Annotated in this window: 20 protein-coding genes; 10 read left to right on the top strand and 10 right to left on the bottom strand. The window is 35.4% G+C overall.

Annotated features, from left to right (window positions below):
- Window position 1 precedes the first annotated feature (1 nt).
- From DS830_RS06455 to DS830_RS06420, 8 genes are all read right to left on the bottom strand, one after another.
- Window positions 2-949 (bottom strand): ABC transporter ATP-binding protein, encoded by a 948-nt coding sequence (locus DS830_RS06455; RefSeq protein ID WP_118900519.1) that lies wholly within the window; start codon window positions 947-949, stop codon window positions 2-4.
- Between the two features lies 1 nt (window position 950).
- Window positions 951-2,027 (bottom strand): ABC transporter ATP-binding protein, encoded by a 1,077-nt coding sequence (locus tag DS830_RS06450; protein ID WP_118908707.1) that lies wholly within the window; start codon window positions 2,025-2,027, stop codon window positions 951-953.
- Between the two features lie 12 nt (window positions 2,028-2,039).
- A complete protein-coding gene (locus tag DS830_RS06445) occupies window positions 2,040-3,059 on the bottom strand; it encodes an ABC transporter permease (RefSeq protein ID WP_118900523.1) in 1,020 nt (339 codons plus the stop codon).
- Window positions 3,060-3,061: 2 nt separating this feature from the next.
- On the bottom strand, window positions 3,062-3,994 hold the full coding sequence (gene opp3b / locus DS830_RS06440; protein ID WP_118900525.1) for an oligopeptide ABC transporter permease: 933 nt from the start codon (window positions 3,992-3,994) through the stop codon (window positions 3,062-3,064).
- A gap of 77 nt (window positions 3,995-4,071) precedes the next feature.
- Complete coding sequence (locus tag DS830_RS06435) at window positions 4,072-5,718, bottom strand: peptide ABC transporter substrate-binding protein (RefSeq protein WP_118908706.1); 1,647 nt, start codon at window positions 5,716-5,718, stop codon at window positions 4,072-4,074.
- Between the two features lie 107 nt (window positions 5,719-5,825).
- Complete coding sequence (hflX, locus tag DS830_RS06430) at window positions 5,826-7,082, bottom strand: GTPase HflX (RefSeq protein ID WP_118908705.1); 1,257 nt, start codon at window positions 7,080-7,082, stop codon at window positions 5,826-5,828.
- Window positions 7,083-7,166: 84 nt separating this feature from the next.
- On the bottom strand, window positions 7,167-8,609 hold the full coding sequence (locus tag DS830_RS06425; RefSeq protein ID WP_118900531.1) for an APC family permease: 1,443 nt from the start codon (window positions 8,607-8,609) through the stop codon (window positions 7,167-7,169).
- A 98-nt stretch (window positions 8,610-8,707) separates the two neighbouring features.
- Entirely contained in the window at window positions 8,708-9,502 is a 795-nt protein-coding gene (locus DS830_RS06420; protein ID WP_205526775.1) for a glycosyltransferase family protein, read from the bottom strand.
- A gap of 912 nt (window positions 9,503-10,414) precedes the next feature.
- On the opposite strand from DS830_RS06420, the gene DS830_RS06410 reads away from it, so the two are divergent.
- The 9 genes from DS830_RS06410 (at window position 10,415) to DS830_RS06370 (ending at window position 18,861) form a co-directional block, all read left to right on the top strand.
- On the top strand, window positions 10,415-11,230 hold the full coding sequence (locus tag DS830_RS06410) for a transporter substrate-binding domain-containing protein (RefSeq protein ID WP_118908702.1): 816 nt from the start codon (window positions 10,415-10,417) through the stop codon (window positions 11,228-11,230).
- Between the two features lie 137 nt (window positions 11,231-11,367).
- The gene (locus DS830_RS06405; RefSeq protein WP_118900536.1) at window positions 11,368-12,105 is read left to right on the top strand and encodes an amino acid ABC transporter ATP-binding protein; all 738 of its coding nucleotides are present in this window, start codon (window positions 11,368-11,370) and stop codon (window positions 12,103-12,105) included.
- Window positions 12,106-12,116: 11 nt separating this feature from the next.
- Window positions 12,117-12,932, top strand: coding sequence for a glutamate ABC transporter substrate-binding protein (locus tag DS830_RS06400; protein WP_118900538.1), 816 nt, complete (start codon window positions 12,117-12,119; stop codon window positions 12,930-12,932).
- A complete protein-coding gene (locus tag DS830_RS06395; RefSeq protein ID WP_118900540.1) occupies window positions 12,929-13,567 on the top strand; it encodes an amino acid ABC transporter permease in 639 nt (212 codons plus the stop codon). The genes DS830_RS06400 and DS830_RS06395 overlap by 4 nt, the downstream gene beginning before the upstream one ends.
- Before the next feature lie 12 nt (window positions 13,568-13,579).
- The gene (locus tag DS830_RS06390) at window positions 13,580-14,233 is read left to right on the top strand and encodes an amino acid ABC transporter permease (RefSeq protein WP_118900542.1); all 654 of its coding nucleotides are present in this window, start codon (window positions 13,580-13,582) and stop codon (window positions 14,231-14,233) included.
- A 186-nt stretch (window positions 14,234-14,419) separates the two neighbouring features.
- On the top strand, window positions 14,420-16,864 hold the full coding sequence (locus DS830_RS06385) for an FAD-dependent oxidoreductase (RefSeq protein ID WP_118908701.1): 2,445 nt from the start codon (window positions 14,420-14,422) through the stop codon (window positions 16,862-16,864).
- Between the two features lie 13 nt (window positions 16,865-16,877).
- Window positions 16,878-17,423 carry an NADPH-dependent FMN reductase gene (locus DS830_RS06380; RefSeq protein WP_118908700.1) on the top strand — a complete coding sequence of 182 codons (546 nt, stop codon included), beginning with the start codon at window positions 16,878-16,880 and terminating at the stop codon, window positions 17,421-17,423.
- A 139-nt stretch (window positions 17,424-17,562) separates the two neighbouring features.
- Window positions 17,563-18,051, top strand: a complete 489-nt coding sequence (locus DS830_RS06375; protein WP_205526774.1) for a cupin domain-containing protein — start codon at window positions 17,563-17,565, stop codon at window positions 18,049-18,051.
- Window positions 18,052-18,075: 24 nt separating this feature from the next.
- Window positions 18,076-18,861, top strand: a complete 786-nt coding sequence (locus tag DS830_RS06370) for a glucose-1-dehydrogenase (RefSeq protein ID WP_118908699.1) — start codon at window positions 18,076-18,078, stop codon at window positions 18,859-18,861.
- A 15-nt stretch (window positions 18,862-18,876) separates the two neighbouring features.
- On the opposite strand, the gene DS830_RS06365 is transcribed toward DS830_RS06370, so the two are convergent.
- Both DS830_RS06365 and DS830_RS06360 read right to left on the bottom strand, forming a co-directional pair.
- Entirely contained in the window at window positions 18,877-19,854 is a 978-nt protein-coding gene (locus DS830_RS06365; RefSeq protein WP_118908698.1) for an FAD:protein FMN transferase, read from the bottom strand.
- 8 nt (window positions 19,855-19,862) lie between these two features.
- A complete protein-coding gene (locus DS830_RS06360; RefSeq protein ID WP_338024773.1) occupies window positions 19,863-20,522 on the bottom strand; it encodes a histidine phosphatase family protein in 660 nt (219 codons plus the stop codon).
- Window positions 20,523-20,726: 204 nt separating this feature from the next.
- Here DS830_RS06360 and DS830_RS06355 point away from each other — a divergent pair, with 204 nt between their 5' ends.
- Entirely contained in the window at window positions 20,727-22,112 is a 1,386-nt protein-coding gene (locus DS830_RS06355; RefSeq protein ID WP_118908696.1) for a class II fumarate hydratase, read from the top strand.
- The last annotated feature ends 1 nt before the right edge of the window (window position 22,113 follow it).

Genomic DNA, 22,113 nt, shown 5'->3' with positions numbered 1-22,113 from the left:
ATTAGTTATTAATGATTTCAGCTTCGCGATATTCATCAACTTCATCTTTAGTGCTATAGACAAAATGACCAGGAACGATTTCTCTGAGTTTACGTTCTTCAGTTCCACTTTGTTCTACAGAAGCATCATAAGGAATTCGCTCACGTTTGCGTTCCAATTCTGGATCAGGTAAAGGAACAGCTGACAACAAGCTTTTAGTGTAAGGATGAAGGGGATGATTATAGACTTCATCGGCTGTTCCTAATTCCATCAGACGTCCTTGGTGCATGACGGCAATTCGATCACTGATGTATTTAACCATGGATAAATCATGGGCAATGAAAAGATAAGTGAGGTTCTTTTTACGCTGAATATCTTTCATTAGATTAACGACTTGCGCTTGAATAGAAACGTCCAAAGCTGAAATAGGCTCATCAGCAATAATAAACTTGGGATCAACTGCTAATGCTCGAGCAATACCAATTCTTTGACGTTGTCCGCCAGAAAACTCATGTGGATAACGGGTAGCATGATCTGGATTGAGACCAACAATTTGAAGCAATTCTTCCACCCGAGCATCGCGTTCTTGATCATTTTTAACTAAATGGTGCACATCTAAGCCTTCAGCAATAATATCTTTGACCTTCATTCGGGGATCTAAAGAAGCATATGGATCTTGAAAAATCATCTGCATTTCTCGGCGAAATTCCAACATCTGCTTGCTATGACTTTTGATTTTGCTGATATCTTTACCATCAAACATAATTTTGCCGCTAGTAGGATTGTAAAGACGAATGATACTCCGACCGGTAGTACTTTTACCAGAACCTGATTCACCTACAAGTCCGAAAGTTTCACCTTCATAAATATCAAAACTGATATCATCGACAGCTTTGACTTCATTAGGCTTTCCAGGACTGAAATATTGTTTAAGATGTTGAACTTGCACAATTTTTTTGGCAGTTGTCATTTTAATTCAATCCTCCTTCGGCTGTATTTTCTACTTGGCCAGCTTTAATTAAACGGTCATATTCTTCGGAACGCTTTTGAATAGCTGCAGGAGGAGCCACTTTAGGTGCATCTGGGTGCAATAACCACGTAGCAGCATAATGTGTAGGACTCACTTTGAAAAATGGTGGCTGTGCTTCTAAATCGATTTTCATAGCATAAGGATTACGAGGAGCAAACGCATCACCCTTAGGTGGATCTAACAAGTCAGGAGGAGTACCTGGAATAGAGGCTAGTTTACCATTGCCGATGTCTAAAGTAGGCATGGAGCTTAGTAAGCCCCAAGTATATGGATGCTGTGGCTTATAAAAGATATCATCCACCGTTCCGTACTCTACAATTTTGCCCGCGTACATAACTGCAACACGATCAGCAATTCCAGCAACGACACCCAAATCATGAGTAATAAAAATAATTGAAGTTTCTAATTTTTCTTGTAGTTCGCGCATAAGATCAATAATTTGTGCTTGAACAGTCACATCTAATGCTGTAGTGGGTTCATCTGCAATTAAAATTTCCGGATAATTGACTATAGCAATCGCAATCACAATTCTTTGGCGTTGACCACCAGAAAATTGGTGAGGATAATCTTTCATCCGTGCAGCTGCATTTGGAATACCAACTAATTCTAGGACTTCTTGAGCCCGTTTGAGGGCTTTTTCTTTAGAAATTTTGCCATGAATTAAAAGTGGTTCAGCAACTTGTTTACCAATGGGCATAGTTGGATCCAGCGAGGTCATTGGATCTTGGAAAATCATAGCAATATCATTACCGCGATGATCATCCATTTGCTTTTCACTTTCTTTTAATAAATCCTGACCCTTGTATTTAATCTCACCACTGACTACTTGGGCATTTGGCGCTAACAACCCCATAATACTTCTAGTAGTAACAGATTTACCAGAACCAGATTCACCAACAATAGCCAACGTTTCGCCTTTTTTAAGGTTAAAGCTAACGTCACGAATTGCCTGCACTGTACCAGCATAAGTTTTAAAATTAATTTTAAGATTATTTACTTCGAGAATTTCATGTGCCATTATTTTAACCTCCTATTCAGATTTTGGATCAAAGGCATCGCGTAAGCCATCAGCGAATAAGTTGAATGCAATCATCAAAATACAAAGAACTAAGGCTGGATACCACATTTGATAAGGCAAGAAACGGAAAGCCTTTTGACCATCGGATAACAAGGTTCCTAAAGAAGCATTAGGTGCTGGAATACCAATTCCAATAAAGCTTAAGAAAGCTTCAAAGAAAATTGCACTCGGAATAGAAAACATTGTCTGAATAATAATGGTTGAAGATAGGTTAGGAATCAAATGTTTACGAGCAATCCGCCAGGGCGATTCGCCAATAGTGATTGAAGCTAAGATATACTCTTGTTCTTTGAGCTGCAAGGTTTGGGCTCGAATCAGTCGCGCCATGGTAACCCAACTACTAAAAGCAATAGCTAAAATAATAGAGGTTAGTCCAGGTTTCAAAACTAACAACAGCAAGATAGCAACGATTAAGTTAGGCACTGAAGAAATAATTTCAATGATACGTTGCAAAACTAAATCAACCGTGCCACCTTTCCAACCGGAAATAATACCATAAGGCAAACCAATAATTAAATCAACCAAAGTAGCAATAAAAGCAATTATTAAAGATAGACGAGTACCATAAAGAATTCGAGAAAATAAATCACGTCCCAGATAATCAGTACCCAAGACATAAGTGCGATTCTTAGGAACATTGTTAATTTCATATGGATTCGTTACAATCCCAGCACTATTTTTAATGCGTCCACGAAATCCAGGAATGTTAGTATTAGCTATTCTTGGTGGTAAATTGGCATAATCCGGATTTTGGGAATTAGGATCATGTGGTGATAAAATGGGCGCTGCAAAAGCAATAATCATGATAATTACAAGAACAAAGAAGGAAACCACGGCCACTTTGTCTTTCCGCAAACGGCGCACAGCATCTTGAAAGAAGGTTAATGAAGGTGCGCTAATTTTTTCTTGATTTTCTGATTGATCGCTGGTGATTTTCTTGAAGCTATCAGCAGTAATTTTAATATCAGCCATAATTAGTTACCCTCCTTATTGGTGAGCCGAATTCGTGGGTCGATAATGCTATACAAGATATCAGTAATCAATAACATAACCATAAACATAATAGAGTAGAAAATTGTAAGTCCCATAATTGTTGGATAATCATTAGTCATGATTGACTTGACAAATTGTTCACCAATTCCAGGAATAGAGAAGATATTTTCAACAACTAGCGAACCAGTAAGAATGTTGGCAGTTAATGGTCCGATAATAGTGATAACAGGAATTAAAGAATTTCTCAAAGTATGTTTAACTACTGTTTGCCAGCGAGTATTCCCTTTGGCCTTGGAAAGTTCGATATAATCACTATTTAAAACATCAACCATTTCTGTCCGCATGAAGCGAGCAATTTGGGCAAGGGGAGAAACTGCTAAGGCAATTGACGGTAAAATACTAGACTGCCAGCCATTCCAAAGAGCGATAGGGAACATATGCCATTTAAAGGCCAAATAAAATTGAAGCAAAACACCTAAAACAAAACTAGGAACAGAGATTCCCAAAATAGAAACGAAAGTTGCCAAACTATCAATCCAAGTATTTTTATTGATAGCAGCAATGGCACCTAATAAAATTCCTAAAATTGAGCCGATAATCATCGCTTGAGCTCCGATTAACATTGAAGGCTGCAAGCGAGTCATAATTAAGGAAGCTACGGGTTGGTTATTGAATTGGAAGGAAGTTCCAAAATCGCCATGTAATAGGTTCACCATGTAAATAAGATATTGTTGCCAGATAGGTTTATTCAACCCATATTGTTGATTCATGATTTTTAGTTGGGCTGCCGATAATTTATCCTGATTGGTAAAAGGAGTTCCGGGCATCATTTTCATCATGAAAAACGTTACACTGGCGACGATTAACAAGGTCAAAATCATATAAAAAACACGTTTAATTATATATTTGGTCATTGTGGCCGTCTCCTTTATAAACAAAATAAAAGCGAAGCTTAATGTTTATTTGAACTTCGCTTTTATTACTGAGTTAATTAATCTTTAACACGAAGTGAAACCATGTTATAACTGCCTGATGGGCCGTAATCCAAATCCTTAACACGTGAATGAGTCATGAAAGCTGCACCATTTTGATATAGGGGAATAACACCTTGTTGCTCATTGGCGACATTTTGAGCATCAACCATATCTTTCCAACGTGCCGCAGGATTATTAGCATCTTCATTCATACTCTTATTAACTAAAGAATCGTATTCAGCATTTGACCAATTTCCTTTATTATTACTTGCTCCTGTTGTAAAGAGAGTTAAGAAATTGATTGGATCAGGAAAGTCGGCATTCCAACCAGTTACTACCATATCGAAGTCACCACTGGTTGATCTAGACAATCTGCTCTTGAAAGGAACATTATTCAAGGTTACTTTTAGACCAGGCAATTTTTCTAATTGATTTTGTAAGAATTCATTTTGCTGTTTAGAAATATCAGTATCATCACCTAATAGGGTTAAGTTGAACTTTTTACCAGTATTACCTGTTTCAGCCAATCCTTCTTTCCAAAGCTTCTTCGCTTTAGCTACATCATAAGTAGTATTAGCTTTGCCGGTTTTAGCAGTTTCAGATGTGAAGTCCTTACTCTTGTTTTGAGGATCAAATGACATATTAGATGGAGTAAATGAATGTGCAGGAGTAGTTCCATTACCTAAGACTTTCTTAGTTAATTGTTCACGATTGATTGCTAAAGAAAGAGCTTGGCGAATCTTTTGGTTTTTAAAAAGTTCATTTTTCTTTTCGTTCATTTCAATATAGAAAGTAGAATTTTGTTTTTGAATACTGTAGCCCTTAGATCCCTTCATTTGCTTGGAAGTATCGCCTGTTAAATTAACACGGTCTAACTTATTAGATTGATATAAATTCAAGGCGGTAGAGGCATCTTTAACTACTTGATACTGAATTGTCTTTACTTTGACATCTTTTGCATTCCAATAACTATTGTTTTTAACCTCAGTCCAACTATTGTCTGGGCCATTCCATTTAGCTAATTTATAAGGACCGTTGAAGACTAAAGTCTTAGAATTGGTACCATATTTTTTGCCCCATTTATCAACATTTTTAGGATTTTGTGGATAGAATGTTGAAGAGGTCATTAATTGATCAAAGTAAGGAATAGGTTTTTCTAGTGTTACTTGGAAAGTATGTTTATCTAAAGCTTTAACACCTAAAGAATCGACCGGTTTTTTACCAGCTGTGATATCTTTGGCATTGGCAATGCCTTCATAGATATAAGCATATTGAGATTTGGTTTTAGGATTGACTGTTCGCCGCCAGGCATAAACAAAATCATCCGCGGTTACAGGATCACCATTACTCCATTTAGCATTGGTCCGTAAAGGAAAAGTATAAGTCAAACCATTATTAGTTGGTTTAACCACCTTGGTAGCAATCGCAGGTTTAATATCTTTACCCTTATAACGGTATAAGCCTTCCATTGTATTAGTAAGATTTTGAGCGCCAATAACATCAGTGTTCATAGATGAATCCATCGTCGCAATGACATCTGATGCAGATATTCTCACTGTGCTTTTTGGTGCTTGTGCTTTGGAGGATGAAGATCCACATCCTACTAGTGCACTGGCACTTAATAAAACAGTGGCTCCAGCAACTAAAAATTTATTAAATTTCATTTGAACCTCTCCTCATTATTAAATATTGTACTTAGTTTACAATGTTCATAATTAAAAGTAAATACCAAAATTAAAAAAAAATAATTATCTCCCATGGATTTATTAGCTTAATCAATTTGGTATTCAGTCAAAGATTCATAATCTGTAGGGCTCACTAGCAATTGATAAATAGTGCCTTCATTAGTGTAGGATTGGTTTTGAATGACAAGTTGATTAATAGATTGATTTAATTGAGAGCTACTGTAAGGAATCAGCACTTTTATTACTCGATAATTGGAGAATAATTTTTGATAAATTAATTCAATTAAAGTTTTCAAAGAGCTTTCTTGCAATGCAGAATAATAAATATTATTACCAATAACTTGCGGTCCTTGAAAGTCTGAGGTTTGATCCGCTTTATTATAAGCATAAATCATGGGTTTATTAGTAATACCAATTTCACTTAATGTTTGTTGTGTAGTTTGCATCATTTGTTCTCGATGAGAATCGGAAGCATCAATTACTTGTACTAAAAGATCTGCATTTTTCGCCTCAGCAAGTGTGGATTGAAAAGCTTCAATTAAATTGTGCGGTAATTTGCTGACAAATCCCACAGTATCAGATAATAAAAAGCTGGGCTTTTGGGGCAAAGTAATTTTGCGAATGGAAGTATCCAACGTAGCAAAAAGCTGATCTTTAACAAAAACTTTTTTACTATTTTTATCGGCAACTAAATCGAGTATGCCATTTAAAGTAGTAGATTTGCCTGCATTAGTATATCCAACTAAGGCCACTTGTGGTAATTTTGAATTTTGTCGTCTTGCACCTTGCGTATTTAGAGTTTGTTCAACGTGGCGCAATTCTTGTTTTAATTTAGTAATCTGTTGGCGAATAGTGCGACGATTGAGCTCTAGCTTGCTTTCACCAGCACCACGATTGGCTAAACCACTTTGGCCTCGTTGTTGATCTAAAGGATTACCCGAAGGATGAATGCGCGGTAATTGATATTGCAATTGAGCAATAGCTACTTGTAGTTGGGCTTGACGACTATGGGCTCTTTGCGCGAAAACTTGCAAAATAAGTTCTGTACGATCTAAAAAGTGCAATTGGGTTGCTTTTTCTAAATTGCGGACTTGCGCAGGTGACAATTCATCGTTAACAATTATTAAAGACACATTATGGTATTGAGCCAGTTGCTTAATTTCTTGAACTTTTCCTGAACCAAAATAGGTTTTATTGTTAATTTGATCTATTTGTTGTCTGATTTGGTCAACTACTTTGAGATTGTTGGCTGCGACTAATTGGGCCAATTCTGCCATTGAGTAGTCAAAGTCTGTTTGTAAGTGACTAACGCCAGCAATAATAACTTGATTGTTTTCTTCCAAAAATTTGCTCCTTAATAAATTGAACTTCTATTGGCAATATGCAACTAATTAACTAAAAAAGCAACCCTCAAAAGGTTGCTTTGGTTAATTATGTGAATGTTCTCGTTGATATTTGGCAATCAGTGGTAAAACAGCGCCAATAACCAGCATCACTAATGGTTCAATAATATTTAGAGCTAAGACGTGATAAAAAGTTGGTGTTCCAGGTTTTTCATCGACGGGCCAAATGCCTAAAGTAGCAAATAAGAAAGTGATGGCAAAGCACCAAACTCCGACAGCAACAGCTAATTTGTTATTTTTAATATAAACAAAGTCTGTTGGATATTTATCATCATGCAGTCGAACTAAAATAAAAGATGAGAACAAGAAGCAAGTTGTATAAGGTGAAACAATGCCGTTGAGATTTAATAACTGATTAAAGATAGAATTCATATTAGGCAAAGTTGCACTAGCAACCATAATAAAAGTACAAATAGCAGTTGTCAGCCAATAGCCATTAATAGGTAGACCACGATTATCCAATTTAGTTAATCCAGCTGGTAAATATTTTTTGGCTGTATCAGAAAGAAACATGCGCGTGCCACCATCTAAAAGGACTGCTAGCTGGGCCATCATATAAATAGCTTGTGTAATTGCAAAAGCATAGAGAAAGAATTGACCACAGCCAAATTCAGCACCCATCTTTTGAAAGGCATAATAAGAACCATTCATTTTGAGGTCATTAGGTAAATGATGTGCATTGAAAAAGATTCCTAAAGAAAATGAGCCCAGAACAGTTAAAAAACCAGTCATAATGGCCAACATCCACATAGCTTTAGGAAAATCGTGTTTAGCGTCTTTCATTTCAGTGACATAAGGTGCTGCAAATTCTGAGCCATTCATAGCAAAAATGATTAAGGCAAAAGAGCCTAAATACTTCATATCTACATGCGGGATGAAAGATTGTACATTAAAAGGCTGAGTATGCGGAGCTCCGCCCTTACCTAAGTAAACAATAGTCATAATGACATATAAAATAGTCATAATAAACATGGCCCCACCACCAATAACACTGAAAATTTGGAGAGCATTTTTCAGACGATGTTCAACAAAAATAAAAATTGTAAAGATAACAGCAGTTAATAAAGCAAACATGGCATTACTCATTTTGTCAGATAGAGAATTATTACCATAAATCATCCATCCAAAAGAAATAACCATAGAATTAGCCACATCAACAATATAAGGCAAGCCAGAGACCCAGTAAGTCCAAGCACAAATATAGCCCCATAAATCGCCACTAGTATGGCGAACCCAGGAAGTCATGCCGCCACCATCATGATTAAAGACTGAACCCAAATGTCCTACAATCATTTCATAAGGTACAACAAACACAAAGAGCATCAAAATCCAAGTGGTTACAACTGCTAGCCCCTGATTTTGAAAATTATAAATAATATCATCAAAACCGATAACTGTAACAAAATCCATTAAAGCCACTACTGGCCAACTAATGAATTTTTTGCGATCTGGATTTAAATCATCCATTCCACAATCCTCCCAAATTAGAAAATAACAAAACGTTAAATATTATACGCTAAAAGTTATAGTAAAAAAATATAATAATAAAAAAACTCACTTCAAAGTTAATTAGAAGTAAGTTTTGTATTTTGAGGATACAGTATAGCTGTCACAACAATTGTTAAGGGGATAATATATACAGGTAAAAATTGAATTAAAAATCTACTTCTACCGGCTTCAAATAATAATAGAAACACATTAGCGCCAATAATAGTTAAATAAAGCCAATTTTTGGTCAATAAAGTTAGTCGTTCTATTTTTTTAAAAGATAAAACTAATAAAATAGTGATTAAAATCCAGGACATTTGCGCTATTGTGAAAAAGATGTAAGCTAAATCTCCTAATGGCCAATAAAAACGCCGTAAAAGTCCACCAAAATCATCAGAATATGGACGGGTGTTTTGATTAATAAAGTCAGGGCCTCCTTCAGTCCCCCATCCAAAAGATCCATCGCTATTAGTTTGATAAAATTTGTTAGCCAAAAATTTAGGATAACCGAAAATTCCCATTTTCTGTACACGATTTAAATACTCATTAATATTTTTACGAGGTAAACTTTGCTTGTCAGGATCATTAATATTAGAAAGTACATCTTCTAAGCTGTAGCCACCGTTTCCTTGAGCTCCCATCATTAAGTATTGTGTTGGTGAGGTTGCGAGGTGTGAATCAATAGGATACATTGTCTGATGAGTATTAAATAATTGCAAACCAGAATTGACAATTATCGTTGACAAAACTGTTATGGTGGTTAATATTAGCTGATGCCTGATGCCTGATGCCTGATGCCTGATGCCTGATGCCTGATGCCTGATGCCTGATGCCTGATGCCTGATGCCTGATGCCTGATTTATCAAAGCCACTAGTCAAAATGAGAACAATTATTGCGGCTATATAGTAAATAGCACTGGATGGCTTAACAAAGTAACTTAAGCTACCAGCAATTCCTAACAATAAAGCAGCAATATAACTTTTTCTTTTTATTAATAGTGCAAAAGCTAAAATTCCGAAGCTTACGGGCAATAACGATAATGTATCCGTATAGGTAACAATAATCCAAGGTGAAAAGCCAAATAATAAAATGATTGTGACAAAACCAATTAATGCAGAGATTTTATTAGTTAAAATACGAATAGCCCAACATAATAGGATAAGTGATAAATCAATAATGAACATATTAAAATAATTAATAATAAACATGGAAAAAGGAATATGAAATATATGACAGAACTTTTGAATAAACGCAAATAAATAATATAAAGCTAGATTATTAGGATCATATGATAAATATTCATGCAACCATCCTCCCATTTTGGGTCTAGCAACTAGAGAAAGAAGCGTTTGTTGCGGATCCCAACCTACAAAAGTGGTCAAGTTAGTAATCATAATTACCTGCCAGATTAGCAAAATACAGAGACAAACAGCATAAATCGACTTTCTTAAATTATTGTTTTCTAAAATTTTACTAATTTTAGGGTGATTAAAATAAATTAACATTGATAAAATACATATTATAGTTAGATATATTACAATAGTTAATATTTCGGATAGAAAATGGTCTTTAGCCTGTATCAAGTTAAAAATTAATTTTAACGTTGCGGATAAACTCATTGCTGTTATAAAAAAATAAGTTATGTATTTAAAAAATTTATTAATTGTTTTCAATATTCACACCCCATGCAAATTTAATTATATTATACTAGAATTAATATATAATTGGATAGTTGCATCTAAATATATTTTTCAAGCTAGATAAATTCGAGGAGAGTTCATTAATGAGGAAAAAGAGCGTCTTTCTTGCTTTACTATGCAGTTTGTTCATTTTAACTGGATGTGGTAAAAGCTTGGCACAACAATCAGTATTAGAAAATGTGCGTCAAAGTAAGACAATTACTTGGGGTGTTAAGGGCGACGTAAAATTGTTTGGCCTTATTGATGTTCGCGATGGACAACAAAAAGGATTTGATGTCGATATGGCTCGGCATTTAACCAAACACATTTTAGGTCCTAAGGGACAGGCTAAGTTTTTAACTGTAACTTCACAATCACGGACACCCTTACTGAAAAACGGTAATGTTGATGCTATGATTGCAACTATGAATATTACTCCAGAGCGTAAAAGGGTAGTTGATTTTTCCAAATCGTACTTTGATGCTGGACAATCGTTATTGATACCTAAGAATTCGACTATCAAAGATGCACACCATTTAAATGGACATACAGTTATTGGTGTGGTTGGAGCGAGTTCCGCAGAAAATATTAAAAAAATTTCACCTAAAGCTAAAGTATTAGAGCTACAAGATTATGCACAGGCCATGAATGCTTTGAAATCTGGTCAAGGAGAAGCTTTGACCACTGATAATAGTATTTTATATGGTTTGGCAGTACAAAATCCAGGTTATCGCGTAATTGATGGTACCTTTACTTATGAACCTTATGGTGTCGCAGTTAATAAAAATCAAAAAGACTTTGTGTGTGCTATTAATCGAGCACTTCGGGAAATGGAACAAGATGGAGAATATAATCAATTAATTAAAAAATGGTTTAAAAATGTTCCCGGATTTAATTATCGAGCACTTTATCGCTCTTAATATTATGTTTTTTTCAAAAGATAATGAGAAATTAAGCTGTATTTTATTATTTTATGAGATTTTTTTATTAAAAAAATTGCCTAATATTAGGTGTTAAGTATAAAATAGAAAGTAACTAAACCTAAGGGGCGATGACAATGTCAATGATCGAATTTCATGATGTCCAAAAATATTATGGACATTTTCATGCTTTGACAGATATAAATCTGGAAATTGATAAGGGCGAAACAGTAGTTTTGATAGGTCCCTCAGGATCTGGGAAAAGTACATTAGTTCGAACAGTTAATGGTTTGGAACGGATTCAAAGCGGGAAGTTAATAGTTAATAATCATGATTTATCTTCTCCTAAAACTAATTTTGATATTTTACGGCGGGATGTCGGGATGGTTTTTCAACATTTTAATTTGTATGCTAATAAGACTGTTTTGGAAAATATTATGTTAGCACCACGAATAGTACTCAAAATGTCCGAAGAAGAAAATCGCGAGCGCGCTTTTAAATTATTAGATATGGTAGGTTTAAAAGATAAAGCTAATAATATGCCTTCACAGATTTCTGGTGGACAAAAACAACGAGTTGCCATTGCTCGCTCTTTAGCCATGAAGCCACGTTTATTATTGTTTGATGAACCTACCTCAGCGCTAGATCCAGAAATGATTGATGATGTTTTACAAGTTATTAAACGAATTACTTCAGCAAGTGACATGACTTCTTTGATTGTGACGCATGAAATGGGCTTCGCTAAAGAAGTTGCTAATCGAGTTATTTTTATGGATGCAGGTCAAATTGTTGAAGATGATCAAAAGGATGCCTTCTTTGAACAACCAAAAACCGAACGTGCTCAACAATTCTTAAGTAAGATTATCACACACTAGGGGGATTAGTTATGAAAAGAAAATATTTGCTTTTCTCTCTACTAATAAGTGTTTTTTTATTGGCTGGATGCGGTAAGAGTTTGTCACAACAGTCAGTACTAGAAAATGCGCGCCAAACTAATACAATTACTTGGGGTGTTAAAGGCGATGTCAGTTTGTTTGGACTGATTGATGTCCGTGATGGTCAACAAAAAGGATTTGATGTTGATGTGGCTAAGCATCTGACTAAACATATTTTGGGACCAAAAGGGAAAGCCGTATTTGTAACTGTAACATCGCAGTCCCGGACGCCCTTACTCAAAAATGGCAATGTTGATGCAGTAGTGGCAACGATGACTATCACCCCTGAAAGACAAAAAGTTTTAGATTTTTCTAAATCTTATTTTGATGCGGGGCAATCACTATTAGTACCTAATAATTCTCCAATCAAAGATGCTCATCATTTGAACGGGCATACAGTCATTGGGGTTGTTGGGGCTAATTCAGTACAAAACATAAAAAAGGCCTCACCTAAAGCACGAGTTATTGAATTGCAAGATTATGCGCAAGCAATGAATGCGTTGAAATCTGGTCAAGGAGAAGCTTTAACAACTGATAATGGCATTTTATATGGTTTAGCAGTGCAAAATCCAGGTTATAAAGTTGTTGGTGGGACTTTCACTAAGGAACCTTATGGTGTTGCGGTTAATAAAAATCAAAAAGATTTCACTAAAGCTTTAAACAAAGCAATTGATGAAATGCAACGGAGCGGCGAATATAATCAGCTAATTAAAAAATGGTTTGGCGGTGTTCCAGGATTTAACTATAAGGAGTTGTATCGCAAATGATTAATATTATTACTCATTATGGCCAGCAGTTATTAGTTGGTTTGGGCTGGACAGTTTTATCAAGTGTTTTGGCGCTGTTTTTTAGCCTGATTATTGGATCAGTATTTGCCATTATGGAAGTTTTACCAAACAAAGTAGCACGAGTGATAGGGCGCACTTATGTTGAAGTTTTTCGTAATATTCCATTATTAGTTATTACTATGTTTTTTTATTTAGTTATTCCACTTTATTTTGTGAAGATTAATGGTTTTACTGCGGGAACAATTGGATTAACATTGTACACTTCAGCCTTTATTGCAGAAACTATTCGTTCTGGAATTCAATCAGTTGATCCGGGTCAAATGGAAGGTGCACGTTCAGTCGGTATGACTTATGGACAAGCAATGCGACAAATTATTTTGCCGCAGGCTTTTAAGATTGTTATTCCTCCACTAGGTAATCAGTTTATTAATCTAGTGAAAAATTCGTCTGTGTTAGCGTTTGTAGCTGGTTTTGATTTAATGTATCAAGCTAATTCGATTGCCTCGGCAACTTTTGATACGATTAATAGTTACTTTGTCGTAGGTATTATGTATTTGATTGTCACAATGCCGCTCAGCTACTATATGCGTCATTTGGAAAAAAAGCTTGCCTAGGAGGTGTCAACATTGCAAAATTGGATTCAAGCTTATTCATGGATGAATATCCGTTTCTTATTAATGGGGCTTGGAGTGACCGTTTATATTTCCGTAATCTCCGTAGTCTTAAGTTTTATTTTTGGTTCTATTTTAGGCATTATTCGCTATTCTAAAATTAAATATGTTTCAGCAATTTTTGGTTTTGTAATTGATTTGATTCGTAATTTACCTCTATTACTAATCATTTTCTTTACTTATTTTGGACTGCCTAATTTTGGATTTAAACCCGAAACAATTCCAGCTGCAATTATGGCCATGACGATTTTTGAGTCTTCCATGATTGCCGAGATTGTTCGCTCTGGTTTAAATGCAGTAGATATTGGCCAAACCGAAGGAGCGCGTTCAGTGGGAATGACTTTTTTGCAGTCTTTGTGGCATATTATTTTACCACAGGCTTACAAAAAGATGATTCCAGCAATGATTAGTCAATTTGTTTCTTTAATTAAGGATACTTCTTTAGCTACTATCATTGTAGTACCAGAATTAATGCAACATGCTCAGGTTATTTACGGGCAAAATGCTAACTATATTTTGCCAATGTTTGCTGCCCTAGCAGTTTTATATTTTATTGTCTGCTTCAGCTTATCTGTATTAGGTAATCATATCGACAAAAAGTTAGCTTAGATATAGTTGTTACTTATCAAGGTTAGAACATTCATTGTTCTAGCCTTTTTTCTTGCTTAATAATAAAAATAATTTTGAAAGACATAAGATTGACTTTGTTAAAATTATACCATTCACAAATTCTTTTCAAGGAGTTATAATAAAATTTGTTAATATTTGTAAAAAAATCAAGGAGGATTTAACATTTTGAAAATTGTGGGAATTGTAGGCACTAATGCTAGGCAATCATATAATCGCATGTTGTTACAATATATTCAAAAACATTTTGCTAATCAATTTGCATTAGAAATCTGCGAAATTAAGGATATTCCTCTGTTTAATGAGAATCACCCTGCAGCTGATCCTGAAAGTATAACAGTTTTAGCCGAAAAGATTGCTGCGGCTGATGGGGTTATTATTAGTACTCCTGAACATAATCACTCTGTACCATCACCATTAAAAAGCGTAATCGAGTGGTTATCATATCGAATACATCCCTTAGCTAATAAGTCATTGATGATTGTCGGTGCTTCCTATCATCCTCAAGGTTCCAGCCGTGCTCAGGTGCATTTGCGACAGATTTTAGATTCACCAGGTGTAAACCCGCGTGTTTTGCCAGGAAATGAGTTTTTATTAGGTAATGCAAAGACTGCTTTTGATAGTGAAGGTAATATTAAAAATGAAAAAACAGTTTCTTTTTTAGAGCAATGTATTAGTGAATTCATTAAATTTATTAATTCAAATAAGTTAATTGACCAAAAAACAAAAACAATACCAGATCAAGAAAAAACAGTTCAAGCTCTTACCCAGTCTGTTTTTGCTTCTAGTCCTAAAATCCAGTGGGATGCTAATTATGATGTTGTAGTTTTAGGATTTGGTGGTGCTGGCGCGACAGCTGCTCGTTTTGCTGCTGATGAAGGTGCCAAGGTTTTACTAGTAGATGCCGCTCCAGAAGGTTCGGAAGGCGGAAATACTAAAGTTTCGCACCAATTAATTGCTTCGGGAGATAATTTTGATAATCTGAAATCTTATTATAAGCAAATGGCTGAACCAATTGGAATTGACGATGATGTTCTCAACACCTTTGTAGAAGGTTTAGTGGATATGAATAACTATGTTAAAAAGTATCTAGATGTTGAGCCATTTAGTATTCGTAAACAATGGATTGAAAGCGATTTAAGCGCAGTTACTGAAGAATATCCCGAATTTTCAGGTGTACATAGTGCAGATATGACTGTTGTTCATGAAGGAATTGCGGATGCTGCCTTATGGAAAATCTTACGACAAAAGGTGGTTGAGAGTGCCGATAAAATTGATGTTTGGTTTAATTCACCAGCACTTCATTTAATTCAAGATTTACAAACAAAAACAATTATTGGTGTACAAGTTGAACATGAACACGTAGTGCGAAATATTCAAGCGCAAAATGGTGTGGTTTTAGCTACTGGAGGTTTTGAAAATAATCAACAAATGATTGAAGACTATCTGCAAGAACCATATCTATCACCAATTGGGACAACTTATAATAAAGGCGCGGGTATTAAGATGGCTTTAGAAGTTGGTGCTGATTTATGGCATATGCGTAGTTATGAATCATTAGGACAGCTCCATGGTTTATCGCCAAAGCAACCTAAAGGCGTGCGTAGTAAATATGCGACGAATATTTTTTGGCCAATTTTATTCACAGGCAGTATTATTACGATTGGCGATGATGGTACTCGTTATTTTAAGGAAGACGACATTAATCGTCATGGACATATTTATAATCATGGTTTCTGGCGGATACCATTGTCACAAGAACATCCAGCTGTTATTTTTGATCAAAAACAATATGACAAAATTCAAGCTGATAATGATAATCTCAATGGTTATCCAGATATTTTGAAATTTGCTATTAAAGCCAATAACTTAGCTGAGTTAGCTAATAAAATTGGGACTAATGCCGATAATTTGCAGCAAACCATTACCGACTTTAATTATTTTGCTCAGAAAGGCAAAGATTATGCATATCAAAGAGAGCCTAAAACATTAACAAGTTTTAGTGAAAATGGGCCTTATTATGCTATTTTGATGCGGCAGAATATGTTGAATACCCAAGGTGGAGCTAGAAGAAATTCACGCTGCCAAGTTTTGAATCCAAACGGTCAACCAATCGCTCACTTATATGAAGCAGGTGAATTAGGGGCTCCTTTCGCCAATCAATATGCTGGTGGTGGTAATCTTGCTGATTGTTTGATATCGGGAAAAATTGCAGGACAAAATGCAGCTCAAGTAAAAGTAGATATTCAAACGCCAACAAATACTGCTACGATGGTACAACCAGCTATGCAAGTAACTACTAATAATTTAGGCAGTGACTTACAAAAGGAAGAATCATTTGTAACAGCTAGTAATCAATATTTAGGTAAAAGTAATGCTGGCATGGGAGACGAAATTGTCGTTCGGATCACTTTGGATAATAATAAAAAACTCGAAAATGTCGAAGTTTTAAAGCAAAGTGAAAGCCAAGATGTTAGCAAAGAAGCTTTAGAAACTCTACCAAAAACAATGGTTACTAAAAACACCTATAATGTGGATGCTATATCAGGTGCAACAAGAACTAGTGCTGCCCTCAAAGAAGCAGTTAAAGATGCTTTAAGCAAAGTAGAATAAAGGAGCAAATTAAATGAAGCTATTTGCAATCGTTGGAACAAATGCGGATTTTTCTTATAATCGCATTTTATTAAAATATATCCAAAAGAAATTTTCTAAACAAGCAGAAATTGAAATTTGTGAATTAACGGAATTACCAGCTTTTTGTGAGGACGATGATTTAAATAATTATTCTGAATTAGTAGATATTGAAAAGAAAATTACAGCAGCTGACGGTATAATTATTAGTACACCGGAGTATGATCATGCAATTCCAGCGGCACTCAAGAGTTTATTGGAATGGATGTCTTATAAGGTTCATCCCTTTAAAGCTAAACCGGTAATGGTAGTGGGAGCTTCTTATGGAACACAGGGTGCTTCCAGAGCTCAACTGCAATTACGACAGATTTTAGTTTGCCCAGAAATTGATGCATATGTTTTGCCTGGGAATGAATTCTTATTAGGTAATACTGCCAAGGCTTTTGATAAGTTAGGGAACTTGACAGAAAAAGTAGAAGATCAAAAATTGCAAAACTGTTTTAATGACTTTATAGATTATATTAATCATTTTCATAGATAATATATAAAAATGCTGGGTTTAATGAACTCAGCATTTTTTAGTTATTCGTAAAATAATTCTTTAAAAGAATAGTTGACAAATGGCATTGAAACTTTAAAAATTAAAATGTAGTTAATATTAAAACAAGGAAGCCATGTGTATGAACAAACAAGATTATATTTCAGCATTGGAATTAGAACCACATCAAGAAGGAGGCTGGTATCGCCAAGTATATACTAGTGGGATGAAATTTTTAGATAGTATTAGCCAAGATCAACGTTATTATTATACTTCTATTTATTTTTTATTAGATGATAAAAATTGTTCTCACTTTCACCGATTAAACCATGATGAAATTTGGTATTTTCACGATGGGTCTCCAGTTACTATTCACTGTATTGCACCCGAGGGGAATTACTATCAAGTTAAATTAGGAAAAGACATTAAAAATGGAGAGCAATTTCAATTTGCTGTACCTAAAAATACAATTTTTGCTTCTGAAGTATCAATGCATGATGCATTTGGTTTAGTTAGTTGTGTGGTATCTCCAGGATTCGATTACAGGGATTTTGAACTTTTGAAAAAGGCAACGCTTTTACACTTGTATCCTAACTATAGTGAAGTTATAAAACGTTTAGCCATTGATTAAGATAAACTGAAAGAAGCGATGATAATGTATCAAGATTTAAACAAACAAGTAGTAGTTGTCACTGGCGGCTCACGTGGTATTGGACGGGCAATTGGGGAACGCTTAGCACAAGAAGGCATGAAGGTGGTAATTAATTATCATTCTAATCGTGAAGAAGCACAGACAGTAGTAGATAAAATAAAGGCACATGGTGGGCAAGCAGTAGCAGTACAAGGGGATGTCTCACAAGAATCAGATGTACATAACTTATTACAGACAGCTCTGCAGGAATTTGGCCGTCTTGATGTTTGGGTGAATAATGCTGGAGTAGAAAGTTATGCACCTACTGAGAAAGTATCCTTGAGTGATTGGCAAAAAGTGATTGATATTAACTTAAATGGGTTGTTTTTAGGATCAATGGCAGCAATTCGTCATTTTCTGCAGCAAGATCAAGTAGGTAATGTAATTAATGTTTCTTCAGTTCATGAACAAATACCTTGGCCAGGATTTACCAGTTATGCTGTTTCTAAAGGCGGCAGCAAACTGTTTACGCAAACTGTTGCAATGGAATATGCCAAACGCAATATTCGCATTAACGCTATTGCTCCTGGCGCAATTGATACTCCAATCAATGCCGAAAAATTTGCTGATGAAGCTAATAAACAAGATACGATTGATTTAATTCCAATGGCTAGAATTGGTAAGCCAAAAGAAGTAGCTGCTGCCGCTGCTTGGTTAGCTTCACAAGAATCTAGTTATGTGACAGGTGCTACTATTTTTGTGGATGGAGGAATGACTTTATATCCTTCATTTGCCGAAGGTAAAGGCTAAAAAAAGAATTCAGCTTTAAAAGCCAAATTCTTTTTTGGAATTAGTAAGTTCATAATGATCATCCAGTAGAGTGACTGCAGTTTGTGGGAGCTTTTGCAGGATGATTTTTTTGTCTTTAGTAACAAAAACAGCTCCGTAGATATCTGATCGTTTGTTGGCCCACCCCACTAAAGGCCCTCCAGCAAAGAAAAGCCTCCCTGTTTCGATTTCACCATCAATTGAATGTTTCGAAAAAATAGTAACACTTGCTAGATTATTATTAAGGGGCTTACCAGTTTTGGGATTCAAAATATGATGATAATAACTGTTAGCAGTTTCTAGATACCGTTCATAAATACCACTAGTTACTACTGAGCAAGGGCCCCAGTTAATAGCTGCAATCGACTTTCTGTGTTGGGATTGTGGACTTTGGATACCAATTGACCACTGTTGATTATCATGAAGTGGAGAATTACCCATTAATAATAAGTTGCCACCCAGATCAATTATTCCAGCGAGTTTTCCTAAGGCTTGCCAATAGTCATGAATACGATCGGCAATATATCCTTTAGCGATTGCTCCTAAATCTAATTGCATGTTAGCCCTTTTTAAATAAACAGTTAATTTATCATCATCCAGTTCACAATCCCAGGGATTAATTAGTTGTAAGCATTGTGAGATTTGCGATTCAGATGGTACTTGGGCATCGTCAAAACCAATTTTCCATAGTTTAACTAATGGTCCAATTAAAGCATTAAATCCAAAATTTTCTTGACTTAATAAAATCGCTTGTTTGACCAAACTGTAAACTGCATCACTAACAACAACAGGATGTTGACCGGCAGCTTGGTTGATTTGCATTACTTCCGAGTGAGAACGATTAACGGTGAATAAATCTTCATAATGAGCAATTAAATTGTGGGACTGCTCCAATTCTTGTAAATCTGGATTGCCAAAGAGTGTGAGATTAATCAAAGTTCCTAAGTTGTAATAACTTTTTTGAATTCTATTCATAGCTATTTCTAGTCAACCAGTTTTCGAGCGTAATCAGTTACAATTGTTTGACCTTGATTTCGAACAACAGTAGTTAAGCTAGAGTTAGCGGGCCCAGCATTGACTACAAAAGTGCCATCACCGTATTTCATTGATATTGATTGAATTGTAGTTCCGTGGCTGACCAATAAAATTTTATCATTTTCATGAGCGATACCATCTAAATATTCAAACCCCGTATTGATGCGTTCCCAATATTCGGCAGCATTTTCAGCGTCATGGAAGGGATCAGCAGCTTTCATATAATCTTTAGCTTTATCTAATCCAACTTTTTTAGATGCTTCTTGAAAACTAGTTAGTCCATGAGGTTTTAAAGTCATATACCAAGCTTCAGTGGAATTCATACCTTCAAAATAACCGTAAAATTGCTCTCGAAAATTAATCAACTTGGTAGGATGCAAATGTTCTTTATTAATATTAGCGTCTGTAATAATTTTGCAGGTATCAATCGCTCGACGAGCATCGGAAGAAAAAGCTGCTGCAAACGCAACATTGCTTAGCCTTTGGGCAGCTTGGCGAGCCACTTCTTCACCAGCAGGAGTTAGGGGACTATCCGACCAACCCTGCATTTTGTTGTAACGGTTAAACCAGGTTTGTCCATGGCGCAACATATAAATTGTATATTTCATCAAAATAACCTCCACAATAAAAATAAATTCTCAAATACAATGCTATCTGTTTTAATTTTAACAAACATTAGGCTTATTACACGTTTATAAATAAAAGTTATTGCTTTCACAAAGTTTGACTATAAACTATTGTGAATAATATATTTAAATTGGCAATCAAATGGTAACGATTGCATAATATAAAATCATCTGGAGGTTGTAATCATGGCAGAATATCGTATTGAAGAGGATACTTTAGGACCAGTTAAGATTCCGGATACCGCATTATGGGGTGCCCAAACTGAACGTAGTCGTAATAACTTTCAAACAGGCAGTAAAATGCCTTTAGAAATTATCAAAGTTTTGTTACAAATTAAAAAAGCAGCCGCAATTGCTAACAAAAATGAAAAAGCAATTGCTGCAGAAAAAGCAGATTTAATTGTCGAAGCTATTGATCAATTATTAGCTTTAAACGATGACCAATTGCGCAAGGACTTTCCATTGGTTGTTTATCAAACTGGGTCAGGAACGCAAACTAATATGAATGTCAATGAAGTAGTGGCTCATATGGCCGGTCAAATTAATTCTGATTTAGAAATTTTACCTAATGATGATGTTAATCATGGTCAAAGTTCTAATGATATTTTTCCAACTGCAATGAATATTACTGCAGCTGTAGCAGTCCGTGATTTAGAAAAAGCAGCACAACATTTAATTGCCGAATTAAAAAAGAAACAAGAACAATATTGGCATGTAGTAAAAATTGGTCGTACTCATTTACAAGATGCAACTCCGTTGACTTTTGGGCAAGAAGTGAGTGGCTGGGTCAGCATGATTGAACATGATTTGAGTTATTTGCAACAGCTAGCTCCTACTTTGAATGAATTAGCAATGGGAGGAACTGCTGTTGGTACTGGTTTAAATGCTGCTCCTCATTTTGCTGACTTAATTGCCGATAAAATGAGTCAATTATACGATATTGAATTTACTGCCAAGACTAATAAATTTTATGGTTTGGCAGCACATTCAGGCTTGAATGTTGTCCATGGAGCAATGAAAACTTTGGCTGCTGATTTAATGAAAATTGCTAATGATGTGCGATTCTTAGGCAGCGGTCCGCGTGCTGGCTATAATGAATTGAATATTCCAGCTAATGAACCAGGATCTTCAATTATGCCTGGAAAAGTTAATCCGACCCAAGCAGAAGCAATTACTATGGCTGCTGTTCGAGTTATGGGTAACGATGTGGTAGTGGATTTAGCTTCGAGCCAAGGCAACTTTGAAATGAATGTTTATAAGCCAGTTTTAATTGATGCCTTTTTAGAATCAGCTCAATTATTGAGTGGAACAATGATGGGCTTTGCCGATAAGATGATTTCCGGCATGACGGTCAATGAAGAACGAATGCAAGAATTAGTTGATAAATCTCTAATGACGGTTACTGCTTTATCACCACATATTGGTTATCATGATAGTGCTAAGATTGCTCAACAGGCTCAAAAAGCTGGAACCACACTAAAAGAAGCTGCTGTCAAATCAGGCAAAGTAACTTCCGAGCAATTTGATAAATGGGTTGTGCCAATCAATATGACAAATATCGATCAAAACTAAG

Origin of the sequence: Bombilactobacillus bombi (assembly GCF_003522965.1) — a bacterium.
Taxonomy (GTDB): Bacteria; Bacillota; Bacilli; order Lactobacillales; family Lactobacillaceae; genus Bombilactobacillus; species Bombilactobacillus bombi.
The sequence above is the reverse complement of the archived record's forward strand: the minus strand, read 5'-3'. Positions and strand labels throughout refer to the sequence as shown.

Coding starts and splice junctions, on each gene's coding strand:
- DS830_RS06450 (WP_118908707.1), bottom strand. CDS start 2,027: ATGGCACATGAAATTCTCGAAGTAAATAATCTTAAAATTAATTTTAAA.
- DS830_RS06410 (WP_118908702.1), top strand. CDS start 10,415: ATGAGGAAAAAGAGCGTCTTTCTTGCTTTACTATGCAGTTTGTTCATT.
- DS830_RS06375 (WP_205526774.1), top strand. CDS start 17,563: ATGAACAAACAAGATTATATTTCAGCATTGGAATTAGAACCACATCAA.
- DS830_RS06395 (WP_118900540.1), top strand. CDS start 12,929: ATGATTAATATTATTACTCATTATGGCCAGCAGTTATTAGTTGGTTTG.
- DS830_RS06365 (WP_118908698.1), bottom strand. CDS start 19,854: ATGAATAGAATTCAAAAAAGTTATTACAACTTAGGAACTTTGATTAAT.
- DS830_RS06435 (WP_118908706.1), bottom strand. CDS start 5,718: ATGAAATTTAATAAATTTTTAGTTGCTGGAGCCACTGTTTTATTAAGT.
- opp3b (WP_118900525.1), bottom strand. CDS start 3,994: ATGACCAAATATATAATTAAACGTGTTTTTTATATGATTTTGACCTTG.
- DS830_RS06400 (WP_118900538.1), top strand. CDS start 12,117: ATGAAAAGAAAATATTTGCTTTTCTCTCTACTAATAAGTGTTTTTTTA.
- DS830_RS06405 (WP_118900536.1), top strand. CDS start 11,368: ATGTCAATGATCGAATTTCATGATGTCCAAAAATATTATGGACATTTT.
- DS830_RS06355 (WP_118908696.1), top strand. CDS start 20,727: ATGGCAGAATATCGTATTGAAGAGGATACTTTAGGACCAGTTAAGATT.
- DS830_RS06455 (WP_118900519.1), bottom strand. CDS start 949: ATGACAACTGCCAAAAAAATTGTGCAAGTTCAACATCTTAAACAATAT.
- DS830_RS06425 (WP_118900531.1), bottom strand. CDS start 8,609: ATGGATGATTTAAATCCAGATCGCAAAAAATTCATTAGTTGGCCAGTA.
- DS830_RS06360 (WP_338024773.1), bottom strand. CDS start 20,522: ATGAAATATACAATTTATATGTTGCGCCATGGACAAACCTGGTTTAAC.
- DS830_RS06445 (WP_118900523.1), bottom strand. CDS start 3,059: ATGGCTGATATTAAAATTACTGCTGATAGCTTCAAGAAAATCACCAGC.
- DS830_RS06380 (WP_118908700.1), top strand. CDS start 16,878: ATGAAGCTATTTGCAATCGTTGGAACAAATGCGGATTTTTCTTATAAT.
- DS830_RS06370 (WP_118908699.1), top strand. CDS start 18,076: ATGTATCAAGATTTAAACAAACAAGTAGTAGTTGTCACTGGCGGCTCA.